The organism is Streptomyces sp. NBC_00038 (genome assembly GCF_026343635.1).
In the GTDB taxonomy this organism is placed as follows: Bacteria; Actinomycetota; Actinomycetes; order Streptomycetales; family Streptomycetaceae; genus Streptomyces.
The window spans coordinates 5,407,581-5,429,662 of record NZ_JAPELQ010000001.1 but is presented as its reverse complement, the minus strand read 5'-3'; the positions used below and the strand labels follow the sequence as shown (position 1 = coordinate 5,429,662).

At 69.5% G+C, this 22,082-nt stretch carries 21 protein-coding genes; 9 read left to right on the top strand and 12 right to left on the bottom strand.

Annotation, left to right across the window (positions count from 1 at the left end; all coding sequences use genetic code 11):
- Nucleotides 1–255: 255 nt before the first annotated feature.
- A complete protein-coding gene (locus tag OG219_RS24530; protein WP_266829853.1) occupies nucleotides 256–1,344 on the bottom strand; it encodes a glycosyltransferase in 1,089 nt (362 codons plus the stop codon).
- A 177-nt stretch (nucleotides 1,345–1,521) separates the two neighbouring features.
- Between OG219_RS24530 and OG219_RS24525 the strand changes: the two genes are divergently transcribed.
- A complete protein-coding gene (locus tag OG219_RS24525) occupies nucleotides 1,522–2,235 on the top strand; it encodes a peptidylprolyl isomerase (RefSeq protein WP_266829851.1) in 714 nt (237 codons plus the stop codon).
- Between the two features lie 36 nt (nucleotides 2,236–2,271).
- On the opposite strand, the gene OG219_RS24520 is transcribed toward OG219_RS24525, so the two are convergent.
- A complete protein-coding gene (locus OG219_RS24520; RefSeq protein WP_266829849.1) occupies nucleotides 2,272–3,744 on the bottom strand; it encodes a DUF2079 domain-containing protein in 1,473 nt (490 codons plus the stop codon).
- Between the two features lie 264 nt (nucleotides 3,745–4,008).
- Entirely contained in the window at nucleotides 4,009–4,374 is a 366-nt protein-coding gene (locus OG219_RS24515) for a hypothetical protein (RefSeq protein ID WP_266829847.1), read from the bottom strand.
- Nucleotides 4,375–4,579: 205 nt separating this feature from the next.
- On the opposite strand from OG219_RS24515, the gene OG219_RS24510 reads away from it, so the two are divergent.
- The 3 genes from OG219_RS24510 to OG219_RS24500 all read left to right on the top strand — a co-directional run bounded on the left by OG219_RS24510 (nucleotide 4,580) and on the right by OG219_RS24500 (nucleotide 7,606).
- Nucleotides 4,580–5,968, top strand: coding sequence for a rhodanese-like domain-containing protein (locus OG219_RS24510; protein ID WP_266829845.1), 1,389 nt, complete (start codon nucleotides 4,580–4,582; stop codon nucleotides 5,966–5,968).
- A gap of 535 nt (nucleotides 5,969–6,503) precedes the next feature.
- Nucleotides 6,504–6,863 carry a rhodanese-like domain-containing protein gene (locus OG219_RS24505; RefSeq protein WP_266836214.1) on the top strand — a complete coding sequence of 120 codons (360 nt, stop codon included), beginning with the start codon at nucleotides 6,504–6,506 and terminating at the stop codon, nucleotides 6,861–6,863.
- Nucleotides 6,860–7,606, top strand: a complete 747-nt coding sequence (locus tag OG219_RS24500; RefSeq protein WP_266829843.1) for a sulfite exporter TauE/SafE family protein — start codon at nucleotides 6,860–6,862, stop codon at nucleotides 7,604–7,606. The genes OG219_RS24505 and OG219_RS24500 overlap by 4 nt, the downstream gene beginning before the upstream one ends.
- A gap of 102 nt (nucleotides 7,607–7,708) precedes the next feature.
- Here the strand turns inward: OG219_RS24500 and OG219_RS24495 are convergent, their stop codons facing one another.
- The gene (locus OG219_RS24495) at nucleotides 7,709–7,987 is read right to left on the bottom strand and encodes a metal-sensitive transcriptional regulator (RefSeq protein WP_266458107.1); all 279 of its coding nucleotides are present in this window, start codon (nucleotides 7,985–7,987) and stop codon (nucleotides 7,709–7,711) included.
- An 84-nt stretch (nucleotides 7,988–8,071) separates the two neighbouring features.
- On the opposite strand from OG219_RS24495, the gene OG219_RS24490 reads away from it, so the two are divergent.
- Entirely contained in the window at nucleotides 8,072–8,638 is a 567-nt protein-coding gene (locus tag OG219_RS24490) for a rhodanese-like domain-containing protein (RefSeq protein WP_266829841.1), read from the top strand.
- A 4-nt stretch (nucleotides 8,639–8,642) separates the two neighbouring features.
- On the opposite strand, the gene OG219_RS24485 is transcribed toward OG219_RS24490, so the two are convergent.
- Both OG219_RS24485 and OG219_RS24480 read right to left on the bottom strand, forming a co-directional pair.
- The gene (locus OG219_RS24485) at nucleotides 8,643–8,822 is read right to left on the bottom strand and encodes a DUF397 domain-containing protein (RefSeq protein WP_266829839.1); all 180 of its coding nucleotides are present in this window, start codon (nucleotides 8,820–8,822) and stop codon (nucleotides 8,643–8,645) included.
- A 3-nt stretch (nucleotides 8,823–8,825) separates the two neighbouring features.
- Nucleotides 8,826–9,677, bottom strand: coding sequence for a helix-turn-helix transcriptional regulator (locus OG219_RS24480; RefSeq protein ID WP_266829837.1), 852 nt, complete (start codon nucleotides 9,675–9,677; stop codon nucleotides 8,826–8,828).
- A gap of 247 nt (nucleotides 9,678–9,924) precedes the next feature.
- On the opposite strand from OG219_RS24480, the gene OG219_RS24475 reads away from it, so the two are divergent.
- Nucleotides 9,925–10,359, top strand: coding sequence for an ATP-binding protein (locus OG219_RS24475; protein ID WP_266829835.1), 435 nt, complete (start codon nucleotides 9,925–9,927; stop codon nucleotides 10,357–10,359).
- Between the two features lie 65 nt (nucleotides 10,360–10,424).
- Here the strand turns inward: OG219_RS24475 and OG219_RS24470 are convergent, their stop codons facing one another.
- The 3 genes from OG219_RS24470 to aspS form a co-directional block, all read right to left on the bottom strand.
- Complete coding sequence (locus OG219_RS24470; protein WP_266829833.1) at nucleotides 10,425–11,354, bottom strand: intradiol ring-cleavage dioxygenase; 930 nt, start codon at nucleotides 11,352–11,354, stop codon at nucleotides 10,425–10,427.
- Nucleotides 11,355–11,551: 197 nt separating this feature from the next.
- Nucleotides 11,552–12,457, bottom strand: coding sequence for an intradiol ring-cleavage dioxygenase (locus tag OG219_RS24465; RefSeq protein ID WP_266829831.1), 906 nt, complete (start codon nucleotides 12,455–12,457; stop codon nucleotides 11,552–11,554).
- Nucleotides 12,458–12,614: 157 nt separating this feature from the next.
- Nucleotides 12,615–14,378, bottom strand: coding sequence for an aspartate--tRNA ligase (gene aspS, locus OG219_RS24460; protein WP_266829829.1), 1,764 nt, complete (start codon nucleotides 14,376–14,378; stop codon nucleotides 12,615–12,617).
- 209 nt (nucleotides 14,379–14,587) lie between these two features.
- On the opposite strand from aspS, the gene OG219_RS24455 reads away from it, so the two are divergent.
- The gene (locus tag OG219_RS24455; protein WP_266829827.1) at nucleotides 14,588–16,789 is read left to right on the top strand and encodes a SpoIIE family protein phosphatase; all 2,202 of its coding nucleotides are present in this window, start codon (nucleotides 14,588–14,590) and stop codon (nucleotides 16,787–16,789) included.
- Here the strand turns inward: OG219_RS24455 and OG219_RS24450 are convergent.
- Nucleotides 16,717–17,805, bottom strand: coding sequence for an AI-2E family transporter (locus OG219_RS24450; protein ID WP_266829825.1), 1,089 nt, complete (start codon nucleotides 17,803–17,805; stop codon nucleotides 16,717–16,719). The genes OG219_RS24455 and OG219_RS24450 overlap by 73 nt on opposite strands.
- A 94-nt stretch (nucleotides 17,806–17,899) precedes the next feature.
- On the opposite strand from OG219_RS24450, the gene OG219_RS24445 reads away from it, so the two are divergent.
- Entirely contained in the window at nucleotides 17,900–19,255 is a 1,356-nt protein-coding gene (locus tag OG219_RS24445; protein ID WP_266829823.1) for a cytochrome P450, read from the top strand.
- A 132-nt stretch (nucleotides 19,256–19,387) separates the two neighbouring features.
- Complete coding sequence (locus OG219_RS24440; RefSeq protein WP_266829821.1) at nucleotides 19,388–20,371, top strand: BRO family protein; 984 nt, start codon at nucleotides 19,388–19,390, stop codon at nucleotides 20,369–20,371.
- Between the two features lie 83 nt (nucleotides 20,372–20,454).
- On the opposite strand, the gene OG219_RS24435 is transcribed toward OG219_RS24440, so the two are convergent.
- Together OG219_RS24435 and OG219_RS24430 are read right to left on the bottom strand one after the other, a co-directional pair.
- On the bottom strand, nucleotides 20,455–21,426 hold the full coding sequence (locus OG219_RS24435) for a pirin family protein (protein WP_266829819.1): 972 nt from the start codon (nucleotides 21,424–21,426) through the stop codon (nucleotides 20,455–20,457).
- A gap of 120 nt (nucleotides 21,427–21,546) precedes the next feature.
- Nucleotides 21,547–22,038: an SseB family protein gene (locus OG219_RS24430; RefSeq protein WP_266829818.1), complete on the bottom strand. Its 492-nt coding sequence runs from the start codon at nucleotides 22,036–22,038 to the stop codon at nucleotides 21,547–21,549.
- Nucleotides 22,039–22,082: the final 44 nt, after the last annotated feature.

The following is a 22,082-nucleotide window of genomic DNA, read 5'->3' as shown; positions in this document are numbered from 1 at the left end:
CTGGAAGCAACGCCTTGAGAGCTCAGCGGGGTTATCAACATATCGGCGTACCGGCCACCCACCGATGGATGCGTGCACGACAGCGAATTCGGAGCCGCTTACCGGCGAGCCGCCGCAAGGCCCGTGACTCCTGGGCTTATGGTCCGCCGCGCCGAATCGCCGGGAGTGGTGTTGCCGTGCGCCCGTCGATCTGCCTGCGCGTGACCGTCAGGAGCGAACCCGAACACCATCTCGAATTCGGACGGGATCGGCGGGTCAGGCGTCCACCAGTTCGTTCGAGCCCGGCTTGCTCCGAGCGAATTCGAGGTTGCGGGTCACACGTTCGCGCTGCGCCTCGGGGAGCTTGCCGCCAGCGAGAAGTTCCTCGCAGCAGGCGCCGGCCTCCTCGTACTCACCGGTCCAGTACGCCGCCACCGCCAGTTCGTCGAGAGCGCGCCAGTTGTACCAGTCGAACTCGACGAACAGGATGTCGCTCGGATACGGGATCCGCGCCGCGGTCTTCGCGAAGAGGTGGGCCAGCGGCCAGCGCGGGCCGTTGTCGCGGCAGAAGCGCGCCAGATCGCCGAGTGCCTCGGCGCGTGAGGGGCGGCTCTCGTGGGCGCGGAGATAGCGGTCCATCACTTCGGCGGCCGGCCTTTCGAGACGGGCCGCGAGCCGTGCGGCGTAGAGGTGGGCGCAGAAGACCTCCTCGCCCCACCCACCCATGGCCGCCCGCCGGTCGTAGGCGGCGAGTGCCTTCTCCGGCTCGCCCGCGTCGCGCCAGCTCTGCGCGAGATAGAAGACGTAGCGGGCGTTGTCGGGCTCCTTGAGCAGGCCTTCCTCAAGGATCTCCGCGTCGCGCAGGTACTTCTTCCGCTGGCCGTCGCGCAGGCGTGCCCCGCCTCCCACGGAGAGGATGTTGGCGCCCTTGAACGTCCCGCGGCTGTACGGCTCTCCGCAGTCGAGGTACTCGTGCAGGACACCGACATAGCGCCAGGGCAGCCGGGTCGAGACCAGCGCGGGGCGCCAGTGGACGATGGGCCCGTCGTGGAGGGCGACCCGGTAGGCGTCGTGCGTCAGCTCCGGCATGCGGAACCCCTGCTCCACCTCCATCAGGTCGTCGGCGTCGATGAACAGCAGATAGTCCGCACGGTCGCGGGCGAGGTCGATCGCTTCGCTGCGGCTCCCGTCGAAGCCCTTCCAGGGGCTCTCGTGCAGAGCGCCGGGCAGATCCTTGAAGACCTCGCGGATGACGTCCTGAGTGCCGTCGCTGGAGCCGGTGTCCAGGATGACCCAGGTGTCGATCAGGGGGCGAACGGATTCGAGACAGCGGCGAATCACCGGCGCTTCGTCTTTGACGATCATGTTCAGGCATACCGTTGGATTCACGATCCTCATCCAATTCCAGCTCCCCGCCATGAATGGCTGAGGCGCGCCGAGCCGAAACGGGAATGGTGTGTGTCGCTCGCACTGATCGAAATACGCCTGGATACGCTCTCGGCGTCGTTTCGGCCAGTGCAACCCACCACGATCGGGGAATGAATGCCCATCAGGAAATGGTCAGGAAAGCTGAGGGCCAATGTACGGCCCAAGAACCGTGTGGCGGCGGCCGCGACGATGGCTCTCGCGGTCACGGGGATCGGCTCGGCGCTCACGTGGATGTCGGTCTCCCTGACCACCGCGGATTCCGATGCGAAGCCGCAGGCATCTTGTTCCTACACGCCCACCGAGCGCGGAAAGACCTCCGGCATCCCCGCCTTCGATGCCGAGAAGGCCGCCCGTCCGCTGACGGCCACCTTGGTCACCAACCGAGGAGACGTCACGCTCAAGGCCCTGACCGGCGACGCGCCCTGCGCAAGCAACTCGTTCTCCTTCCTGGCCCGCAAGGGGTACTTCGACGGCAGTGAATGCCACCGCGTCACCACCCAGGGGATCTACGTTCTGGAATGCGGTGACGCCAAAGGGGACGGCAAAGCCGACCCCGGGTACTACTTCGCCGACGAGAATCTGGACGGAGCCGACTATCCGGCGGGCACCGTGGCGATGGCCAAGGTGGAACCGGGAAGGAACGGCAGCCAGTTCTTCATCAGTTACGCCGACCCGGACGTCGCCATGTCGCCGCTGTGGACTCCGTTCGCGAAGGTCGTCGGCGGAATGGACGTACTGCAAAAGATCGGCGAGGCCGGGACGTCGGACGGATCCACCGACGGCAGGCCCCAGAAGCCCGTCGTCATCGAGTCGGTGGTCCTGCGTTAGGCCTGGGGCTCTCGTCGGCCGTGGGGGGGGTGTCCGTCAGCCCGAGCGGGTGAGCAGTACGAAACCGTCCTCTTCCGCCGCAGTGCGGTACCCCTCCGTGAGGGCACGGTCCAGGGAGATCCGCTCCTCCCCGACACTCAGCGGCCATATCCGATGCTGCGGCACCTCGGTGTCCACCATGATCCACTCAGGGTTGGGGCGACTGTCGCCCCAGCCGTAGAGGCTGACACTCGTACGGTCGGTGAGCTGGGGCACGAGCTGGTTGGACGCCTGGACCGTCGCGCCGTCGGGGATGCGGTCCATGAGCTTGTGGGCGACGGCGACGCGCGGATCGGTCCGCCAGTTCTCCGGCTTGACCAGCTGCCACAGCGGGTACTGCGGAAGGATCAGGGCCGTGATCGCGGCCGAGCCCACGAGGTAGCGCCGCAGGCTCACTCCACTCGTCCGCCTGCGGACCAGGGCATCGATGAAAGCGGCGAAGACGATCGGCATCAGGACGATCGAATAGTGGTAGCTGGTGCCCCAGTGGGTCCAGAGCCCGGAGGCGAAGCGCCAGACCAGGGTCGGCAGCGCGACCAGCAACAGCGGGGACCGCAGGGCCAGGAACAGCGTGGGGGCCAGCAGGAACAGCAGGGTCGTGACCTTGGGCTCGGGGGTGATGAGACCGATCGTGACCTTGTACAGCAGGTCCGGCAGCCCGCTTTCGCCACCCTCTGAACCTGTCGTCAGCCAGTGCGTATACGCGTAGGACCCCTGCGGGTTGAAGGCCGGCAGGATCACCAGCATCGCCAGAGCCGTCCCGCCCAGACCGGCCACGGCGGTGGCGATCCCCAGCTTGCGGTCCCCCCGTAGGGCGATGAGGAAGCCGATCACGGCCACGGTGAGGCCGAGGTCCTCCTTCACCAGCAGCAGGGGCAGGGCCCAGAGCGCCGCGGCACGCGGCCGGTCGTTCCCCAGAGCCACCAGTGAGCAGGCGAGCAGCGGAACGGCGAAGGCCACTTCGTGGAAGTCGAAGCCGGCGGCATTCGCCAAGCCCCAGGACAGGCCGTAGCAGATGCCGATGACCGCGGCGGCGCCGGATCCCAGCGCTCGACGGGCCCAGAGGGCCAGCGGCAGAACACTCGCGGCGATCAGCGCCGCCTGCACCACGAGCAGGACCTGCGGCGAGGGCCAGAGCCGGTAGAACGGCGCGACAAGGGCCAGAGCGGGGTGGAAATGGTCCCCCAGGACGGGATAGTCCGGCCCCTTCACCTCGGACACGGGAAGGTGCCCGTCCGCGTAGGACCGGATGACCTGTTCGAAGATTCCCAGGTCGAAGGCGTTGGAGAGCATCCGTTGATGGAGGCGCAGGGACAGCGTCATGTACGCGAAGAACAGCGCTCCCGCGAGGGCCCACATCCACCACGGAATCCCGGAGTGACCGGTGGGGGAATCCCCTGCTCGCGCCTGTTCGTCGGACTGTGACTGCTGTGGTGGGAGCGTGGCGCTGTCGGCGGGGGATGCCTGCATGACGGTGCCTTTCCAGAATCGCTACAGCGTCCGAAGGCCCCTCAAGATGCCAGCATTTTCCTGCGCCCGACTACGACTCATCTCCCGTGTGGGCAGAATCCTCCGAATAGCCGAACTTCTGCCCGGACCGGCATCAACCGGCGCGGATCACGAATTCGGCTTTCGGTCCCGTGATTGCGAGTCGGCCGAACTCGACGATGAATGGGCGCCCTTACGCCCGTTTATGCCGGCCAACGGTTCACCGAGCAGCGTCTCGCCGCGGAGTCACCCCAGCTGCGCCTTGACGTGGTCGATCACCTCGTTGAACTCCTTCGTCGGCGAGAAGTCCACGTACTCGCAGTCCTCCAGCGCTACGGGGACGTGTCCCGGCGCCCAGTAGAAGGCCTGCCCCGCCTCGTAGACCTCGTCCCCCTGCTCGGTCCGCATCTTCAGCCGCCCCTTGAGCAGATAGCCCCAGTGCGGGCACTGGCAGGCGTCACCGGGGAGGCCCTTGACCCCCGGCGTCATGTCCGTACCCCCGGGAAGCCGCGCGAAGGCGACGCTCATGTCTCCCCCGATCTCCTGCGCGCGCAGCTCCACACCGCCGCCTTCGATCGCGACGGGAGTCCCGTTCCTCGTGGTCGCCGTCATGACTCCTCCATGGCCGGTTCGCGGCGGGGTCTCGGCGATCTCCGCCTCTCTCCAGTCTGGCCCCGGCCTCTGCGGCGTGCGAGGGCTGGCGAGGAGATCCACCGTCCCAAAAATACCCCCAGGGGTATCGGTGCTACAGTGAAATCAAGATACCCCCCGGGGTACATCGATCGGGGGTACGTCGATCCAAGGAAGGAGCCCATCAGTGTTCTTCGTGGACATCCTGGAGACCGAGGGTCTGGGCAACCGCAGTTACCTGGCGGGCGGTCGCGAGGCGGCCGTCGTCGTCGATCCGCCGCGGGACGTGGAGCGCGTGCTGGCCGCCGCGGCCGCGCGCGGGGTGCGGATCGCGTACGTGGCGGAGACCCACGTGCACAACGACTACGTGTCCGGCGGGCTGGAACTCGCCCGGCTGACCGGTGCCACCTACCTGGTGCCGGCCGCCGCCCGCGTGTCCTTCGCCCGCACGCCCATCGCCGACGGCGAGACCGTCACCGTCGGAACCGGACTTGCCCTGCGGGCGCTGGCCACCCCCGGGCACACCCCGCACCACACCTCCTACGTGCTCGTCGAGGACGGGCAGGAGGTCGCGGCATTCACCGGCGGGTCCCTGCTGATCGGCAGCGTGGGCCGTCCCGACCTGGTCGACCCGCGGCTGACCGAAGAGCTGGCCCGCGCCCAGCACGCGTCCGCGCACCGGCTGGCCGCGGAGCTGGACGACGCCGTACGGGTGCTGCCCACCCACGGGTTCGGCAGCTTCTGCTCCTCCTCGCAGACCGAGGGCTCCTCCTCGCAGGCTGAGGGCGAACCCGGCACCATCGGCCGGGAGCGCAGGACCAATGACGCGCTGACCAGGGACGTGGACACGTTCGTGGCACAGCTGCTGGCCGGTCTCGACGACGTACCCGCCTACTACGCCCACATGGGCCCGGTCAACGCCGCCGGGCCCGCGCCGGTGGACCTGACCCCGCCGAGGACCGCCGACGGCCGGGAGATCGCCGAGCGCCTCGCCGCCGGCGAATGGATCGTCGACCTGCGCAGCCGCACCGCCTTCTCCGAAGGGCACGTGGCGGGCACCTTCAACTTCGAGGCCGAGGGCAAGCTCGCCACGTATCTGGCCTGGCTCGTCCCGTGGGGCAAACCCGTCACCCTCCTCGCCGAGGACGCCGCCCAACTCGCCCACGCACAGCGGGAGCTGGCCCGGGTCGGCATCGACCGGCCCGCGGCCGCCGCCACCGGCGACCCCGGCGCCTGGTCGCGCGGGGGCGACACCCTGCGGTCCTTCCCGCGCGCCGACTTCGCCGCCCTCGAGAAGGCCCGGCAGCGCGGCGAGGAGATGGTCGTGCTGGATGTGCGCCGCGACTCCGAACGGGCCGGCGGCCATGTGAAGGGGTCGGTGCACATCCCCGTCCACGAGCTGTACGACCGCGCCGGCGAGGTTCCGGCGGGGACGGTGTGGGTCCACTGCGCCGGCGGGATGCGCGCGGCGATCGCCGCGTCGCTGCTCGACGCGGCGGGGCGGGATGTTGTCGCCGTCGACGACGGATTCGCCGCCGCGGAACAAGCCGGTCTGACTGTCACCGGCGGCGGCTGAACCGGGCGTACGGCCTGCGGTACGCCTGCCTGGGGTGCGATACGGGGCCCGCCGTACACCTCGCTCCACTCCCGCCTACGGCCGTGGAACAGCCCGCCGCACGCCCGCCCACGGCCGCGGTGCAGCCCGGCGCACGCCCACCCGTCTACGCCCGTGGTACCGCCCGCCGTACACCTCGCTCTACGCCCGCCTGCGGCAAGTGGAACAGCCCGCTGCACGCCCCGCCCACAGCCGCGGTGCAGCCCGCCCAACGCCCGCCAACGCCCGTGGTACGGCCTGCCCTACACCCGCCAACGCCCGTGGTACAGCCCGCCCTACACCCGCCCACGGCCGCGGTACAGAGCCCGCCGCACGCCCGCCCTGCCCCCCTACGACCGCGGCACTGCCCGCCATGCGCCCGCGGTACAGCCCGCTGCATGCCCGCCTGCGGCGCGATCCAGCCCGCCATACACCTCGCCCTGCGCCCGCCTACCTCCGTGGCACAGCCCGCCCAACGCCCGCCGTATGCCCCCCCGTACAGAAGGAGATGACCACGATGTTCCCCTTGCGCCCCGCCCGGCGCCGCCTCACCCCCGGCCAGGCTCGCGAGCGCACCGGCAGCGGAGGCGTGGTGCTGCTGGACGTCCGCGAGATATCGGAGTGGCGGGCCGGGCACGCGCCCGGTGCCTGCCATCTGCCGTTGTCCCGCCTGGTCACCGGTGCCGCGCTGCCGCCCGAGGCGGTCGGCAGACGCGTGGTGGCGATCTGCCGTTCCGGTCAGCGATCCCAGCGGGCGGCGAAACTCCTCGTCGCACGAGGCATCGACGCACGAGACGTCAAGGGCGGCATGACCGCCTGGGCGAAAGCGGGCCTGCCGGTCGTCGGCGAACGGGGCGAAGGCGGCTCGACGGCGTGAGCGCACTGATCCTGGCCCTCGTGGCGGGGGCCGTGGTCGGTCTGGCACTCGGCGCGCTGGGCGGCGGCGGCAGCGTCCTCGCGGTCCCCGCCCTGATCTACCTGCTCGGCTTCACCCCGGCCGCGGCCACCACCGCGAGCCTCATCATCGTCACCGCCACTTCCGCCACCGCCCTCTACGCCCACGCCACCGCCGGACACGTCCGCTGGAAGGCCGGGACCGCGTTCGCCGCGGCCGGGATCGTCCCCGCGGCCCTCGCCGGGGCCGCCGCGGCCCGGCTGCCGCAGCCCGTCCTGACCGCCGCGTTCGCCGGTATCGCGGCCCTCGCCGCGATGAAGATGCTGAGCCCCGCGCCATCGGCGGGAGCCGCGCGGCAGGTACGGCCGGTGAAGGCCGCGGGCACGGGGGCGGGGCTGGGTGCGCTGACCGGTCTGCTGGGCGTCGGTGGAGGGTTCCTCGCCGTGCCCGCCCTGGTCACCGTCCTGGCCTTCGAGATGCAGGCCGCGATCGGCACCAGTCTGCTGGTCATCACCACCAACTCGCTGGCTTCCCTGGTGACTCGCTCCGGCGGCGCGGCCGGTGTCGACTGGGTGGTCATGGCGCCGTTCACCGGCGCGGCGATCCTGGGTGCCTGGGACGGCAAACGCCTCGCGGCCAAGGTCTCCGGACCGCTGCTGCAACGGCTGTTCGCCGGCGTGCTGCTGGCCGTGGCGGCGTTCATGCTCGTGGACGTGTTCGTATGACGGGCGTAGCGCGGGCCGGTTCGTACAACCGGCGCTGTTCAGATCAGATCGGGGGCTCGCGCAACCGATGTCGTTCAGACCGGCTCGTACGACCCGTGCCGCTCAGGCCAGCGACAGGAACAGCTTCTCCAGCCGAGCCCGCATCTGGTCCCGGTCACCGGCCTCCTGCCCGCCGTCGGCCATGCAGTGCTGGAGTCCGGTCGCGATGATCGCGAACCCCGCACGGTCCAGGGCGCGGGAGACCGCGGCGAGCTGCGTGATCACGTCTTCGCAGTCGCGGCCGTCCTCGATCATCTTGATGATCCCGGCGATCTGCCCCTGGGCCCGCCGCAGCCGGTTCAACACCGACTTCAGCTCATCGGCCGCCATCTGAAGCTCCACGCTTCCACCTCCACAGATACCCCTATGGGTATTCTACCGGGTTCGGGCATCCGTCCCCGGAAGCCTTGAAAGGACACCCCCGGCATGACCACTCCCACCGCCCTGCTCCCCACCCAGGCCGCCGCCCGCCTGGACCAGTACACCGTCATCGACGTGCGCACCCCCGGCGAATACGCCGGAGGCCACGTCCCCGGCGCCCACAACATCCCCCTCGATCACCTGCCCACCGCGCTGCCCGCCCTCAAGGACGCAGCCGCCCGCGGCGACCTCCTCATCGTCTGCGCCTCCGGCAACCGCTCGGCCACCGCCTGCCGGGAACTCGCCGAAGCGGGCATCTCCGCCGCCACCCTCACCGGCGGCACGACCGCCTGGACGCAGCAGGGCCACACCCTCCACCACCCCGAGGGTGCGCGCGCCGTCTGGCCCATGGAGCGCCAGGTCCGCCTGACCGCCGGCTCCCTCGTGGTCCTCGGCCTCGCCGCCGGCACCCGCTACCGGCCCGCCCGCTGGCTCTCCGCCGCCATCGGGGCCGGCCTGGTCTTCTCCGCCACCACCAACACCTGCGGCATGGGCGCCGCGCTCGCCAAACTCCCCCACAACCAGCCCCGTCGGGCCGATCTCGCCACCACCCTGAAGGCGCTGCGGAACTAGGGAACTAGCAGGGGTCGGCGTCGAGATGCCGGAGGAGGGCGGTCAGGCCGGTGCGGGTGAGGGGGAGTATTCGGTCGGGGTCGTCGCTTTCGCGGAGGAGCAACTCGTCCTCACTGTGGGCGAGTTCCACACATTCGTTGCCGTCCGCGCCACCGGAGAACGAGGACTTCTGCCACTGAGTCACGTCTTACAACTCCTTCGCCAGGCGGTGGATGAAGTCCCGCGATCGGGCGGGCTCCAGGGACGCCGATTCCACCTTACGGAAGAGTGTTCGCATGGACTGGAGCTGGGCAGCGGCATCGAGGAAAGCCGAGCCGTACGGGGTGTCCCGCTGAACGGTGTCCAGCGCGGATACCCGCCCGCCCGCGTACACCAGAGCTGAACTCGCCCCGGCGAAGCCGTCCACATCGAACGGGACAACGCGCACCGTGACGTGGGGGTGCTCCGACTCCTTGAGGATTTCGTCGAGTTGGGCACGCGCAACACGCCGGTCCGCGACACGCGTGCGCAGCACGGACTCGTGCAGCACCGCCGAGTACGGGGGTGCTCCGTCCCTGCCAAGGGCTGACTTGCGACGCATCCGGTGTTCCACCCTCGGCTCCAGCTCACTCGCCGGAAGCTCCGGGCGCCAGTACGCGAATACCGCGCGCGCGTAGCCCTCGGTTTGAAGGAGTCCGGGTACGTGCGCGGTGCCGATCACCTGAATGTAGGTCGCGTGGTGTTCCAACTCCGCCAGGTCCAAGAACGAAGGAGGCAGCACACCTCGATATTCCTCCCACCACCCGCGCGTACGATCCGTCACCATCTCCACCAGCGCGTCGATCAAGTCCGTGTCCGCACAGGCGTAGTGGGACGCGAGCCTGCGGACACGCTCCCCGCTGATCCCGACGTTGCCGGCTTCCATCTGGCTCATCTGGGCCCGAGCCACCCCCAACAGCCCTGCCGCGTCACCGGAGGACAGGGCTGCCGCCTCACGCAGTTTCCGCAGCTCGACGCCAAGGCGCACCTGGCGCGCAGTGGGTTGCGTTCTCGCCGGCATACGGCTCCTGTCCCTCAACATCACGGCTGCGGAGCGGAGTTGAACCACCCCGTTCGGGTGTCAGATTACGCGAGCAGCTTGCACAGAGTAAATTTTTACACGTACCGTCAGTGATGCGACGCACACGCTGCGGAACCCGGGACCCCGGAAGCGCACCGCCCCGTCACGCCATGACGAGGGCGACATTGCCACTGCCCGAACGACCGCCGCGTACTCCACCTCCCTGACCACGAACCGGAGTTGACGCATGCCCGAAACCTCAGCCCCCACCCCGGACTCCGCCCCCTGGGAGTACACCCTCTACATCCCCAACGACCCCCGAGCCGTCACCATCTGCCGCCGCACCCTCCGCCTGATCCTCGCCGCCCACGGCCTCCCCCACCTCACGGAAGCCGCCGAACTCCTGGCGACCGAGCTGATCACCAACGCCGTACAGCACACGAAGGGCCCCGCCGCCATACGGCTCCGCGCAGAGGGCGGCACCCTGCGGATCGGTGTCTGGGACGCGGACCCCGCCCCGCCGCGCCGCTCCCGGCACACCTCCCCGGACTCCGAATCGGGCCGCGGCCTCGCCCTCGTCCACAACTGCGCGGACACCTGGGGATGGGTCCAGCAGCGGGACACCTGGAACATCGCCGGCACCGGCAAGTACATCTGGTGCGAACTGACTTCGGCGGCGTGAACGACGCGACAGTCCGAAGGGCCCGGAACCAGTGGAGTTCCGGACCCTTCAGGTACCTACACGAGTCAGCTGGCCGACGCCGAAGCCGACGCGCCCGGCACCGTGTCCGTGCTGTCGTGGGTCTCGTCGGGGGCGACGCCCATGGTCAGGGAGGCGACGACGCCCTTGGCGATGTCGTTCTTCTTGTACTTGAGCTTCAGCAGCCCGCCCTCGGTGCCGTTGTCCGGGTAGATCGTGTCCTCGTCGAGGGTGGTGCGGGTGGTGGTGTTGGTGGAGTACGGGGACACCTCCGCCGAGGCCAGGACGGACTCCTCGGAGAAGAAGAGCTGGCCGGTGTGGCAGGCGTGGCCGCCCTCGTAGCCGGCGTCGGTCCAGGTGCCGTCGACGTGGACCTTCACGTGGATGTGGACGCAGCGGCCCTGGTACCAGCCCGGGAAGACCGTCTTGAAGGTGACGAACCCGTGCTTGTCGGTCTTCCAGGTGCCGCGCAGGTAGCGCTCGTCGTCGGTGGGCTCGGAGTGGCCGCCGCCCGTACCGCCGGAGGGCGCGCCGGACGGGGGCTCACCGGTCGGAGTGCCGGAGGCCCCGTCCGTCGGGGTACCGGAAGGCGCGTCCGTGGGGGCGCCGCCACCGCCGCCACCGTTGCTCATCGCCTCGTAGCCGGAGTACACGCCCATCGCCGTGCAGTGCCAGATGTCGACCGCCGCGTTCTTCACGGGCTTACACGTGTCCGCGTCGATCACCTTGAGCTTGAGGGTCATCGGAATGCCCTCCTGGTCCTCGGTGATGTCCTGCCGGATCTTGTCCGCGTCGATGTAGTACGGGCCCTCGGTGGTCTCCGAGGTGAGCGTGTAACACGCCTCCGCGGAGCTGGAGGAGGCACTCGGAGTCGCACTCTTCACCTGGCCCGCATTCGCGGTCGCGGCGATACCGCCACCCACGCCCACCGCGGCCACGGCCGCGCCACCCGCCACGACGACCTTGCGTCGCGTCATATTCCGTTTGTGTGCCGGTCCTTGGGTCTCAGTCATGGCCCGGACGCTAGGTAAGACGCCTGTCAACACCGTGGGAAATGACTGTGGCTTTCTATGAGAGAGCAAAAAGGGGCCCGAAATGTACGGCACTTTCGAGCCCCTTCTGATAATGGAATTAGGTAAGGCTTTCCTTACTTAACTCGCTCCGCTTCCTGCTCTTACTCCGTGCTGTCGTGCGACTCCTCCGGCGCCACGCCCATCGTCAACTGGGCACGGACACCCCGCGCGATGCGCCGCCTGTCGTACTTGAGGTGGAGCAGCCCGCCCTCGGCGCCGTTGTCCGGGTAGATGGTGTCCTCGTCGAGGGTCGTGCGGGTGGCGGTGTTCGTGGAGTACGGCTCCACCTCGGCGGAGGCCAGCACCGACTCCTCGTCGAAGAACAGCTGGCCCGTGTGGCAGGTGTGGCCGCCCTCGTAGCCCGCGTCGGTCCAGGTGCCGTCGACGTGGACCTTCACATGGATGTGCACGCAGCGGCCCCGGTACCAGCCCGGGAAGACGGTCCTGAAGGTGACGTAGCCGCGCTTGTCCGTCCGCCACGTACCGCGCAGATAGCGTTCGTCGTCGGTCGGCTCCTGGTGGCCGCCCGGACCGCCGGGACCGCCCGTCGGGGGCGGGCCGGTGGGAGCGTCGGTGGGCGGGGTGCCGCCGCCACCGCCGTTGCCCATGTCCTCGTAGCCCGAGTAGATGCCCAGCGCCGAGCAGTGCCAGATGTCGACGGCGGCGTTCCGGACCGGTCTGCAGGTCTCGGCGTCGATCACCTTGAGCCTGAGGACCAGGGGGATGCCCTCCTCGTCCTCGGTGACGTCCTGGCGGAGCTTGTCCGCGTCGATGTAGTACGGGCCCTCGGTGGTCTCCGTGGTCAGGACGTAGCAGGCCTCCGGGGTGCCGGACGGGTCGGCGGAGTCCTTGGGCAGGGGCCGGGCGGCGGTCGCGTCGCCCGCGAAGGCGTTCGCGCCCAGGCCGGCCGCCAGACCCGCGGCCGCGACCGTCGCACCACCGGCGACGACGACCCGACGGCGCGTCAATTCCCGTTCTGCTGCTGTCTGTTGGGGGGTCTCAGTCATGGGCGTGGAGATTATGAAGTGAACCTGTCAAAGCGCTGTGATTCACGGGGTTTCCTGAGGACCACATAAGAATGGCTCGGAATCGGTGCCGATTCCGAGCCATTCGAACGTGCCGGGACGCAGACGAAGGTCTGCTTCGCGGGACGCGGCCGAGCTTCTACTTGGGCTGCGGCTTCCGCACGGAAATGTGCAGCTCGCGCAGGCGGGTCTCGTCCAACTCCGTCGGCGCGCCCATCATCAGGTCCTGCGCGTTGCCGTTGAGCGGGAACGCGATCGTCTCGCGGATGTTCGGCTCGTCCGCGAGAAGCATGACGATGCGGTCGACGCCGGGCGCGATACCGCCGTGCGGCGGGGCGCCGAAGCGGAACGCGCGCAGCATGCCGGCGAACTGCTCCTCGACGGTCTCACGGTCGTAGCCCGCGATCTCGAAGGCCTTGAGCATGATCTCGGGCTCGTGGTTCCGGATCGCGCCGGAGGACAGCTCGACGCCGTTGCAGACGATGTCGTACTGCCAGCCCAGGATGTCCAGCGGGTCCTGGGTCTCCAGGGCCTCCAGACCGCCCTGCGGCATCGAGAAGGGGTTGTGCGAGAAGTCGAGCTTGCCGGTCTCCTCGTCCTTCTCGTACATCGGGAAGTCGACGATCCAGCAGAACCGGAAGACGCCCTCCTCGAAGTGCCCCGCACGCTTGGCGGCCTCGACCCGCACCGCGCCCATGATCTTCGAGACCTCGTCGAACTCACCCGCGCCGAAGAACACCGCGTGACCGGCGGCCAGCGACAGGCGCTTGGTCAGCTCGGCGACGTTCTCCTCCGTCAGGAACTTCGCGATCGGGCCGGTCAGCGAGCCGTCCTCGGTCACCCGCACCCAGGCCAGGCCCTTCGCACCCTGCTCGACCGCGTAGTCACCGAGGCCGTCGAAGAACTTCCTCGACTGGCCCGCGACGTCCGGCACCGGCAGGGCGCGCACGTGCTTGCCCGCGAAGGCCTTGAACTCCGAGCCCGCGAACACATCGGTGATGTCCACGAGTTCCAGCTGGGCCCGCAGGTCCGGCTTGTCGGAGCCGTACTTCAGCATCGACTCGCGGAACGGGATGCGCGGGAAGGGGGAGGTGACATGGCGGCCGCCGCCGAACTCCTCGAAGAGCTCCGTCATGAGCTTCTCGATCGGCTGGAAGACGTCCTCCTGCTCGACGAAGCTCATCTCCACGTCGAGCTGGTAGAACTCGCCCGGCGAACGGTCCGCGCGCGCGTCCTCGTCGCGGAAGCAGGGCGCGATCTGGAAGTAGCGGTCGAAGCCGGAGATCATCAGCAGCTGCTTGAACTGCTGCGGCGCCTGCGGGAGCGCGTAGAACTTGCCCGGGTTCAAGCGGGACGGGACGACGAAGTCACGCGCACCCTCGGGAGAGGTCGCGGACAGGATCGGCGTCGCCATCTCGTTGAAGCCCAGCGCCGTCATCTTGTGACGGATCGCGGAGATCACGGCCGTACGCAGCAGGATGTTGCGGTGCATGCGCTCGCGGCGCAGGTCCAGGAAGCGGTACTCCAGGCGCCGCTCCTCGTTGACCCCGTCCTCCGCGTTGATCGTGAACGGGAGCGGGGCGGCGGCGCCGAGCAGCTCGACCTCGCTGACCTCGACCTCGATCTCGCCGGTCGGCAGATCCGGGTTCACGTTCTCCGTGCCGCGCGAGACGGCCTTGCCGTCGACGCGGACCGTCGACTCCTTGGAGATCTTGTCGAGGGCCTCGTAGGCGGGCGTGCCGGGGCGGGCGACGAGCTGCGTGATGCCGTAGTGATCGCGCAGATCGATGAAGAGGATGCCGCCCAGGTCGCGCCGATTGTGCAGCCAGCCACTCAGCCGGACGTCGCTGCCGACGTCAGAGGAGCGGAGCTCGCCGCAGGTGTGGGACCTGTACCGATGCATCGTCGTGTCATCCAGTCTTCGCGGATCAGGGTCTGTTTCACGTGAAACAGCCGGGCCGGGGCCCGGACCCCACAAGGGTACCGGCCACGCCAAGATCACTCCCCCCGATAACCCGGCCGTGCCCCGCGTCCCCACCCCGCGTCTCCGCCGTGATCGGCCGGACAGGTCCTGGGTGGCAGGCACGGATCACCTCTCCCTACAGTGGGTCAATGCGCACTGGTGAGCCCCTGCCCGCCATGGGGGACGTCCTGGCCGCCCTCGCGACCGGCCTGTGGCGCTGGGACAACGCCGAGGGGCAGGTCACGTTCGACGCCGAGGCCGCCCGGCTCATCGGGCTGCCCGCGGAGCGGGTGACGCTCACGGAGGCCGGTGCGCGCTCCCGTTTCCACCCCGTCGACTGGAACGAGGTCTACGGAGTCGTCCAGCTCGCCCTCGTCGAGGACACCCTCGCCGAGGTCCGGATGCGGGTCATGGACGTGCACGGCCGGGTGATCCGTACCGTACGCAGCCGCTCCAAGCCGGTCGTCGACCCGAAGACCGGGGAGTACGAGCTCATCGGCACCCTCCAGGAAGTCACCGAACCCACGCCGGCCACCGTCGCGCGCACGCCGATCACGGGTGACTGGCGGCGCTCGCGCGAGGCGTTCCTGCTGGACGCGGGGCGCGCCCTGGCCGAGGCACGGTCCACCGCGGAGGTGCTGCGGGTCGCGGCGGGCCTGTCGATGCCGGGGTTCTCGCCGGACGGGCTCGCCGTCTTCGGCGCCGAGGGCGACCGGCTGACGGTCATCGGGCACCACGGGCACCAGCCGGGGGACGAGGGACCGTTCTCCCACATGTCGCTGGCCACGGACTATCCGGCCGCGGAAGTCGTACGAACCGGCCGCGCCGTCTACCTCTCCTCCCCGGAGGACTACAAAGAGCGCTATCCCGTCTCCTGGCCGCTGGCCCAGCACTTCGGCCGGCAGTCGTGGGCGTTCCTGCCGCTCACCGTCGCGGGCAGCACGATGGGCGCGTGGATGGCGGCCTTCGCCTACCCCGTCACCTTCACGCCCGACGAACGCGCCGTCCTGACGACCGTGGCCCGCATGCTCGCCCAGGCGCTCTCCCGCGCCGGCGCCGCCGAGACCCAGCGGGAGCTGACCGACGGCCTCCAGCGCTCGATGATGCCCACCCTCGGCCCCCAGATGCCGGGCATGACCGTCGCCGCGCGCTACGTCCCCACCGGCGGTGGCCTCCAGGTCGGCGGCGACTGGTACGACATGATCCCGCTCCCGACCGGCCGCTTCGCCCTCGTCATCGGCGACGTCCAGGGCCATGACGTCCGCGCGGCCGGCCTGATGGGCCAGCTCCGGATCGCCCTGCGCGCGTACGCCGCCGAGGGGCACCGCCCGGACGCCGTGCTCTCCCGGGCCTCGCGCTTCCTGTACGGGGTCACGGACTCGGTGACGTACGGCTCCAGTGGCGGCAGCGACAGCGAGGGCGATGCCGGGGACATGCGCTTCGCGACCTGCCTGTACGTCGAGGTCGACCCGGCGACCGGGACGCTGGACATCGCCCGCGCCGGGCACCCGGACCCCGCGATACGCATGGCGGACGGGACCGTACTGACGCGGCCGGTCGCCGGCGGGCTGCCGCTCGGCATCGACCCGGACGCCGACTATCCGACGACCCGGCTCGTCCTGGAGCCCGGCGAGACCATGCTGATCTGCACCGACGGGCTGATCGAGACCGGCGGCCACGACCTCGACACCGGCTGGAGACGTATCCGCCGGACCCTCGAATCCCACAACGGCGACATGGAGTCCCTCGCGGACGCCCTGGTCCAGGCCGTGCACGGGCCCTCCTCGCACCACACTCCCGGCCCGCTGGCGGACCGGCGCGAGGACGACATAGCGGTGCTGCTGCTGTGCCGGCTGGGGCCGGGGTGCGGCTGCGGCGACACGACCACTGACGTACGGCCCCTCGCACGCCGCACCGTGCTGACCGTGGCGCAGGCCGAGCCCGAGGGCGTCGCGGCCGCCCGCCAGCAGGTACGGGAACTCCTCCACGACTGGGCCTCCGAGGACCAGCTCGACTCCGCCGTCCTCCTCGTCTCCGAGATGATGACGAACGTCCTCGTGCACACGGACGCCGACGCCCTCCTCGTCGCCGAGGTGTCCGGCGAAGGCGGCAAGCGCCGGATGCGGGTGGAGGTCACCGACGCCAGCGACGACCTGCCGCACAAGAGACACCCCGGCGAACTGGCGTCCTCCGGACGGGGACTGGTGCTCGTGGAACTCCTCGCGGACCTGTGGGGGGTGGACCCACGGGGGGAGGGGAAGAGCATCTGGTTCGAGTTCTACGAGCCGTCGGCGGAGGATCCGGCAGCGGCTTCCGGGGAGGCCGGGAAGTCCGGGGCTTCCGGGGAGTAGCGCGTACGAATTTCGGAGAGCACCCCGAACACGGCCGCCGTCAGCGGTACGGCGAGCAGCATGCCGAGAATCCCCGCGACGGACGCCCCCGCGGTGATCGCCAGCATCACCACCGCCGGATGCATCTGCACGGTCCTGCTCTGGACCATCGGCTGCAGCACATGCCCGTCGAGCACCTGCACCGCGACGACGACCCCGAGCGCCCACAGCGCGATGACGACCCCTCGGTCCGCAAGAGCGACAAGCACGGCCACCGCTCCGGAGAGGAACGCGCCGAGATACGGGATGTACGCCCCCACGAAGACCAGCGCGCCCAGGCCCACCGCACCCGGGACGTCGAGGATCAGCAGTCCGACGGTGATGAGCAGGGCGTCGATGAGCGCGATGATCGTCGTCCCGCGCATGAAGCCCTCGACGGCCTGGAAGGCGCGGCGGGCCATGGCCTCGACCGTGTCGGCGGTGCCACGCGGGGCGAGCGACCGGAGGGCTCCCGTGGCCCGGTGGGAGTCCCGCAGGAAGAAGAAGACGAGCAGCAGGGCGAGCACCGCCATAGCGATCACCTCGCCGACGACGCTGATCCCGCTGATCACCCCGGATGCCGCCGTACCGCCGAACTTGGTGAGCAGGTCCTTCGCGTTGGTCGCGATGTCGTCGAGCGACGTGCCCGCCGCGCCGAAGTGCTCGGCGACCGACTTGGAGGCCTGCTTGAGCGAGGCCACGATCTCGTCGCCGGTGTCGACGAGCGCGGCGACGACGATGTAGACGGTCCCGCCGACCACCGCCACCACCGCGACACACGTCAGCCCGGCCGCGACCGACCGGTGCACACCGGCCTTCACCAGCCGCTGGAACAACGGCCCCAGCAACGCCGTCCCGAGCAGCGCGAGCAGCACCGGCACGACCGCCGTCCTGACCTGGGAGCACAGCTCGATCCCGACCCAGCCGACAGCGGCGGCCAGCAGGATGACTCCACACCAGCCGGCCAGCCGCCGGGCACCTTCGGGAAGTAGCTGCACGCGCCCCAGCTGATCATGCGTCAGACGGGGCGTCATATCGGGAGGGCCGAAAGGGGGAGCGGCGAAGTCACCTCGGCTGCGGGAAGATACGGCCATGGCGGTCATCACCGAGATACCTGGCCCCAAGGGCCTTCCCGTACTGGGCTCCATGCTCGATCTGCGGCGCGACACCCTGGGAGCCTTCCTCCGCATACGGCAGGAGTACGGCGACGTCGTCCGCGTCTCCGCCGGCCCGCCCGGACTCCGTACCGTGCTGCACTGCGTCTTCTCCGCGGAGGGCGCACAGCAGATCCTGGCCTCGCAGGCGGCCAACTTCCGCAAGGACAACCAGTTCTACGAGGAGCTGCGGCTCTCCGCCGGCAACGGCCTGCTCACCAGCCAGGACGCCGACTACCTGCGCCAACGCCGCCTGATCCAGCCGATGTTCACCAAGCGCCGAGTGGACGGCTACGCCACTGCGGTCACCCTGGAGGCCGCCGCCACCGCGGAGAGCTGGCGCGACACCCCCGAGGTGGACGTCGTACGGGAGATGAACCACCTCGCGCTGCGCACCGTCTCGCGCATCCTCTTCGGCGCCGACGTCGAGGCCGCCGTCGACGTCATCGACCGCAACTTCCCCGTCATCAACAACTACGTGACACAGCGCGGCTATTCACCCGTCAACCCGCCACGCAACTGGCCCACCCCGGCCAACCGGCGGGCCGGGGCCGCGACGGGCGAGGTGTACGCGGTCTGCGACCGGATCATCGCCGAGCGCCGCGCCAAGGGCGAGGACGACGGCGACGACCTCCTCTCCCTCCTCTCCAGGGCGGGCAGCGAGCAGGACGGCACCCTCGACCCCGCCGAGATCCGGGACCAGGTCCTGGTCTTCCTGCTGGCAGGCCACGAGACGACCGCCACCTCCATGGCCTTCGCCCTCCACCTCCTCGCCCTGCGCCCCGAGGAACAGGCACAAGCCCGCCAGGAGGCCGACGCCCTGCCGCCCGACCGCCCCCTCACGGCCACCGACCTCGACCGACTCCCGTACCTGACAACGGTGTTGAAGGAGGCCATGCGCCTGTTCCCGGCCGCCCCGGTAATCGGCCGCCGCTCCGTAGAGCCCGCCGAGATCGACGGCCACCTCATCCCCGCCGGCGCCGACGTCCTGATCGCCCCCTGGGTCACCCACCGCCACCCCGACCTCTGGCCCGACCCGAACCACTTCGACCCCACCCGCTTCACCCCCGAACAGGAAGCCGCCCGCCACCGCTACTCCTGGTTCCCCTTCGGCGGCGGCCCCCGCGCCTGCATCGGCCAGCACTTCTCGATGCTGGAATCCGTCCTGGCGCTCGCGGTACTTCTCCGCTCGTACGAACTGGAGGCCGTGGACACCGAGGTCCCGCTGTCCGCGGGGATCACGCTCCAGGCCATGGGTCCGGCGCGGGTGCGGCTTCGGGGGCGTACGACCTGATCGCCCGGCGTTTCCGCAGGTGGGATGGGCGGGAAGAATCGATACCTCGTTCCCCCTATCGGATGAACATCCTTGCGATCAACGCGAGTTGTGCCTCCTCATCCCTAGTTTCCGGAGCGGAGGTGATGCTCGATGTACGAGCAGAACGACGCGCCGACGGACGAGTCGGCGGTACAGCAGCAGGACGCGATCGACATCAATGACTTCGTGTTCGCGGCCACGGGGGCGCGGGTGCGGAGGCTGACGATGCAGAGCGGGGAACACTGGTTCCCAGCGATGGATGTGGCGAAGCAACTCGGCTACGCGAACACACGGGACGCCGTGCAGACCGCGGTGTCGGAACAGCACGCAACGACGTTCGGTGACATTGCACGAAGGGTCGGCCTCAGCGACGCAAGGCGCAATACCGCAGGTCACAGGTTCCGCACAACGATGAAGTTGGTGAACCTAGAAGGTCTCATCCAGCTCGTCCACAGGTGCACGAAGCCGGAGTCGCAGCCGTTCAGGAACTGGGTTTCCGAAGTCATCGCCACGATCCAGCGCGACGGCTCCTACTCCCTGGAACCGTCTCCCGCACAATCCCCCGCCACTGGCGCCCCCAGCTACGTCATGCCCAAACAGGTCGCTGACGCGATCGTCCGGCTCGAAGTGAGGAACATCCAGGCCGACGAGATCATGGCGGCCTTCCAGAGGGAGCAAACCGAACTTCTACGAGAGATCAGACGCAGCCAGGGCACGATCGCCCGCGATCAGAGCAACATCGCCGACAGCCACCGCATGATCGCCCACAGCCAACGCACGATCGCCGAGGCGCTCCAGGACATCGCCGAGTCTCTCAGGTTCCGCCACCCGGCACCGAAGTTGACGCCCCAGCAGCTCCTGGCCGCCTGGAAGGCGAAGAACCTCGTCTTCACCGAGGACATCCATGCGGTGGCGGCCTACCTGGCGCCCGCGCTCGTTCGGGGCGAGGCCAGCTACCGCATGGAAGACATCGCCACTCGTACGGGGCTCTCCCACGCCCGCGTCCACGACTGCCTGCGCACGCTGCTCAAGCGGGGCTGCATGCGGCAGACGGGATGCGCTGCGGACGGAGCGCCCATCTACGTGCTGCCGTAGCGACGCTCTGACAAGACAGGCCCGAAGTCGCAAATCCAAGTTGCGGCTTCGGGCCTCGTCGTACCGTAGCGGACCGGGAGGGGTTACAGCCCGCCCTCGGTCATACCGTGCACCGCCGGGACCGTGCCCAGGCGGCCCTTCTGGAAGTCCTCGAACGCCTGCTGGAGTTCCTCGCGGGTGTTCATGACGAAGGGGCCGTAGTGGGCCATGGGCTCGCGGATGGGCTGGCCGCCGAGGATGACGACCTCCATGTCCGGGGTGTTGGCGTCCTGCTGCTCGTCCGCGCGGACGGTCAGCGAGGAACCCGCGCCGAAGACCGCCGTCTGTCCGAGGCGCACCGGGCGGCGGTCCGCACCGACCGACCCGCGGCCGGCCAGAACGTACGCGAGACCGTTGAAGTCCTCGCGCCACGGAAGCGTGACCTCGGCGCCGGGCGCGACGGTCGCGTGGACCATCGTGATCGGCGTGTGCGTGATGCCCGGGCCCTGGTGACCGTCGAGCTCACCGGCGATGACGCGAAGGAGCGCGCCGCCGTCGGGGGTGGTGAGCAGCTGGACGCTGCCACCGCGGATGTCCTGATAGCGCGGGGCCATCATCTTGTCCTTGGCGGGCAGGTTCACCCACAGCTGGAGACCGTGGAAGAGTCCGCCCGACATGACGAGCGACTCCGGCGGAGCCTCGATGTGCAGGAGACCCGAGCCCGCGGTCATCCACTGGGTGTCACCGTTGGTGATGGTGCCGCCGCCACCGTTGGAGTCCTGGTGGTCGAAGACGCCGTCGAGGATGTAGGTCACGGTCTCGAAGCCGCGGTGCGGGTGCCAGGGGGTGCCCTTCGGCTCCCCGGGCGCGTACTCCACCTCGCCCATCTGGTCCATCATGATGAACGGGTCGAGGTGGCGGTAGTTGATCCCGGCGAACGCACGGCGGACCGGGAAGCCCTCGCCCTCGAAGCCGCTGGGCGCGGTCGTCACGGTGAGCACCGGGCGGGCCACGGCGTCGGCGGACGCGGCTACGCGGGGCAGGGTCAGCGGGTTCTCGACGGTCACTGCAGGCATGTCGGTACCTCCTTGTGCGTTCAGTTTAGTTGATTGTTGAACTTTCTGCCACCCGTAACGCCGGACGCCCGGAGGGCATTCCCTCCGGGCGTCCGGGATGAGTACAGGCGCAGGTGAGCGTCAGCCGTACATACGGCGCATCGCGAAGTCCACCATCTGCTCCACCGCCTTGGCGTCGAAGACCATGCGGTGCTCACCCTCCATGTCGACCACGAAGCCGTATCCGGTGGGAAGCAGGTCGATCACCTCGGAGCCGGTGATCACGAAGTACTTGGACTCCTTACCGGCGTACCGACGGAGCTCCTTGAGCGAGGTGAACATGGGGATGACCGGCTGCTGGGTGTTGTGCAGCGCCAGGAATCCGGGGTTGTCGCCGCGCGGGCAGTAGACCTTCGACGTGGCGAAGACCTGCTGGAAGTCCTCGGCGGCCATCGACCCCGTGGTGAACGCACGGACCGCATCCGCGAGGGACGGCGGGGACGGCTCGGGGTAGAGCGGCGGCTGCTGCCCGTACCCGCCGGGCATCTGGCCGCCCGGCATCTGTCCGGGCATCTGCTGCTGGGGCGCGGCGTACCCCTGCTGTGCACCCGCGTTCTGGTCATAGCCGTACATGCGCGCAAGCGTACCGAGACGGCCGCCCCGGCGGGCCGGTACGG

Coding starts and splice junctions, on each gene's coding strand:
- OG219_RS24530 (WP_266829853.1), bottom strand. CDS start 1,344: ATGATCGTCAAAGACGAAGCGCCGGTGATTCGCCGCTGTCTCGAATCC.
- OG219_RS24525 (WP_266829851.1), top strand. CDS start 1,522: ATGCCCATCAGGAAATGGTCAGGAAAGCTGAGGGCCAATGTACGGCCC.
- OG219_RS24520 (WP_266829849.1), bottom strand. CDS start 3,744: ATGCAGGCATCCCCCGCCGACAGCGCCACGCTCCCACCACAGCAGTCA.
- OG219_RS24515 (WP_266829847.1), bottom strand. CDS start 4,374: ATGACGGCGACCACGAGGAACGGGACTCCCGTCGCGATCGAAGGCGGC.
- OG219_RS24505 (WP_266836214.1), top strand. CDS start 6,504: ATGTTCCCCTTGCGCCCCGCCCGGCGCCGCCTCACCCCCGGCCAGGCT.
- OG219_RS24490 (WP_266829841.1), top strand. CDS start 8,072: ATGACCACTCCCACCGCCCTGCTCCCCACCCAGGCCGCCGCCCGCCTG.
- OG219_RS24480 (WP_266829837.1), bottom strand. CDS start 9,677: ATGCCGGCGAGAACGCAACCCACTGCGCGCCAGGTGCGCCTTGGCGTC.
- OG219_RS24475 (WP_266829835.1), top strand. CDS start 9,925: ATGCCCGAAACCTCAGCCCCCACCCCGGACTCCGCCCCCTGGGAGTAC.
- OG219_RS24470 (WP_266829833.1), bottom strand. CDS start 11,354: ATGACGCGACGCAAGGTCGTCGTGGCGGGTGGCGCGGCCGTGGCCGCG.
- OG219_RS24465 (WP_266829831.1), bottom strand. CDS start 12,457: ATGACTGAGACCCCCCAACAGACAGCAGCAGAACGGGAATTGACGCGC.
- aspS (WP_266829829.1), bottom strand. CDS start 14,378: ATGCATCGGTACAGGTCCCACACCTGCGGCGAGCTCCGCTCCTCTGAC.
- OG219_RS24455 (WP_266829827.1), top strand. CDS start 14,588: ATGCGCACTGGTGAGCCCCTGCCCGCCATGGGGGACGTCCTGGCCGCC.
- OG219_RS24445 (WP_266829823.1), top strand. CDS start 17,900: ATGGCGGTCATCACCGAGATACCTGGCCCCAAGGGCCTTCCCGTACTG.
- OG219_RS24440 (WP_266829821.1), top strand. CDS start 19,388: ATGTACGAGCAGAACGACGCGCCGACGGACGAGTCGGCGGTACAGCAG.
- OG219_RS24435 (WP_266829819.1), bottom strand. CDS start 21,426: ATGCCTGCAGTGACCGTCGAGAACCCGCTGACCCTGCCCCGCGTAGCC.
- OG219_RS24430 (WP_266829818.1), bottom strand. CDS start 22,038: ATGTACGGCTATGACCAGAACGCGGGTGCACAGCAGGGGTACGCCGCG.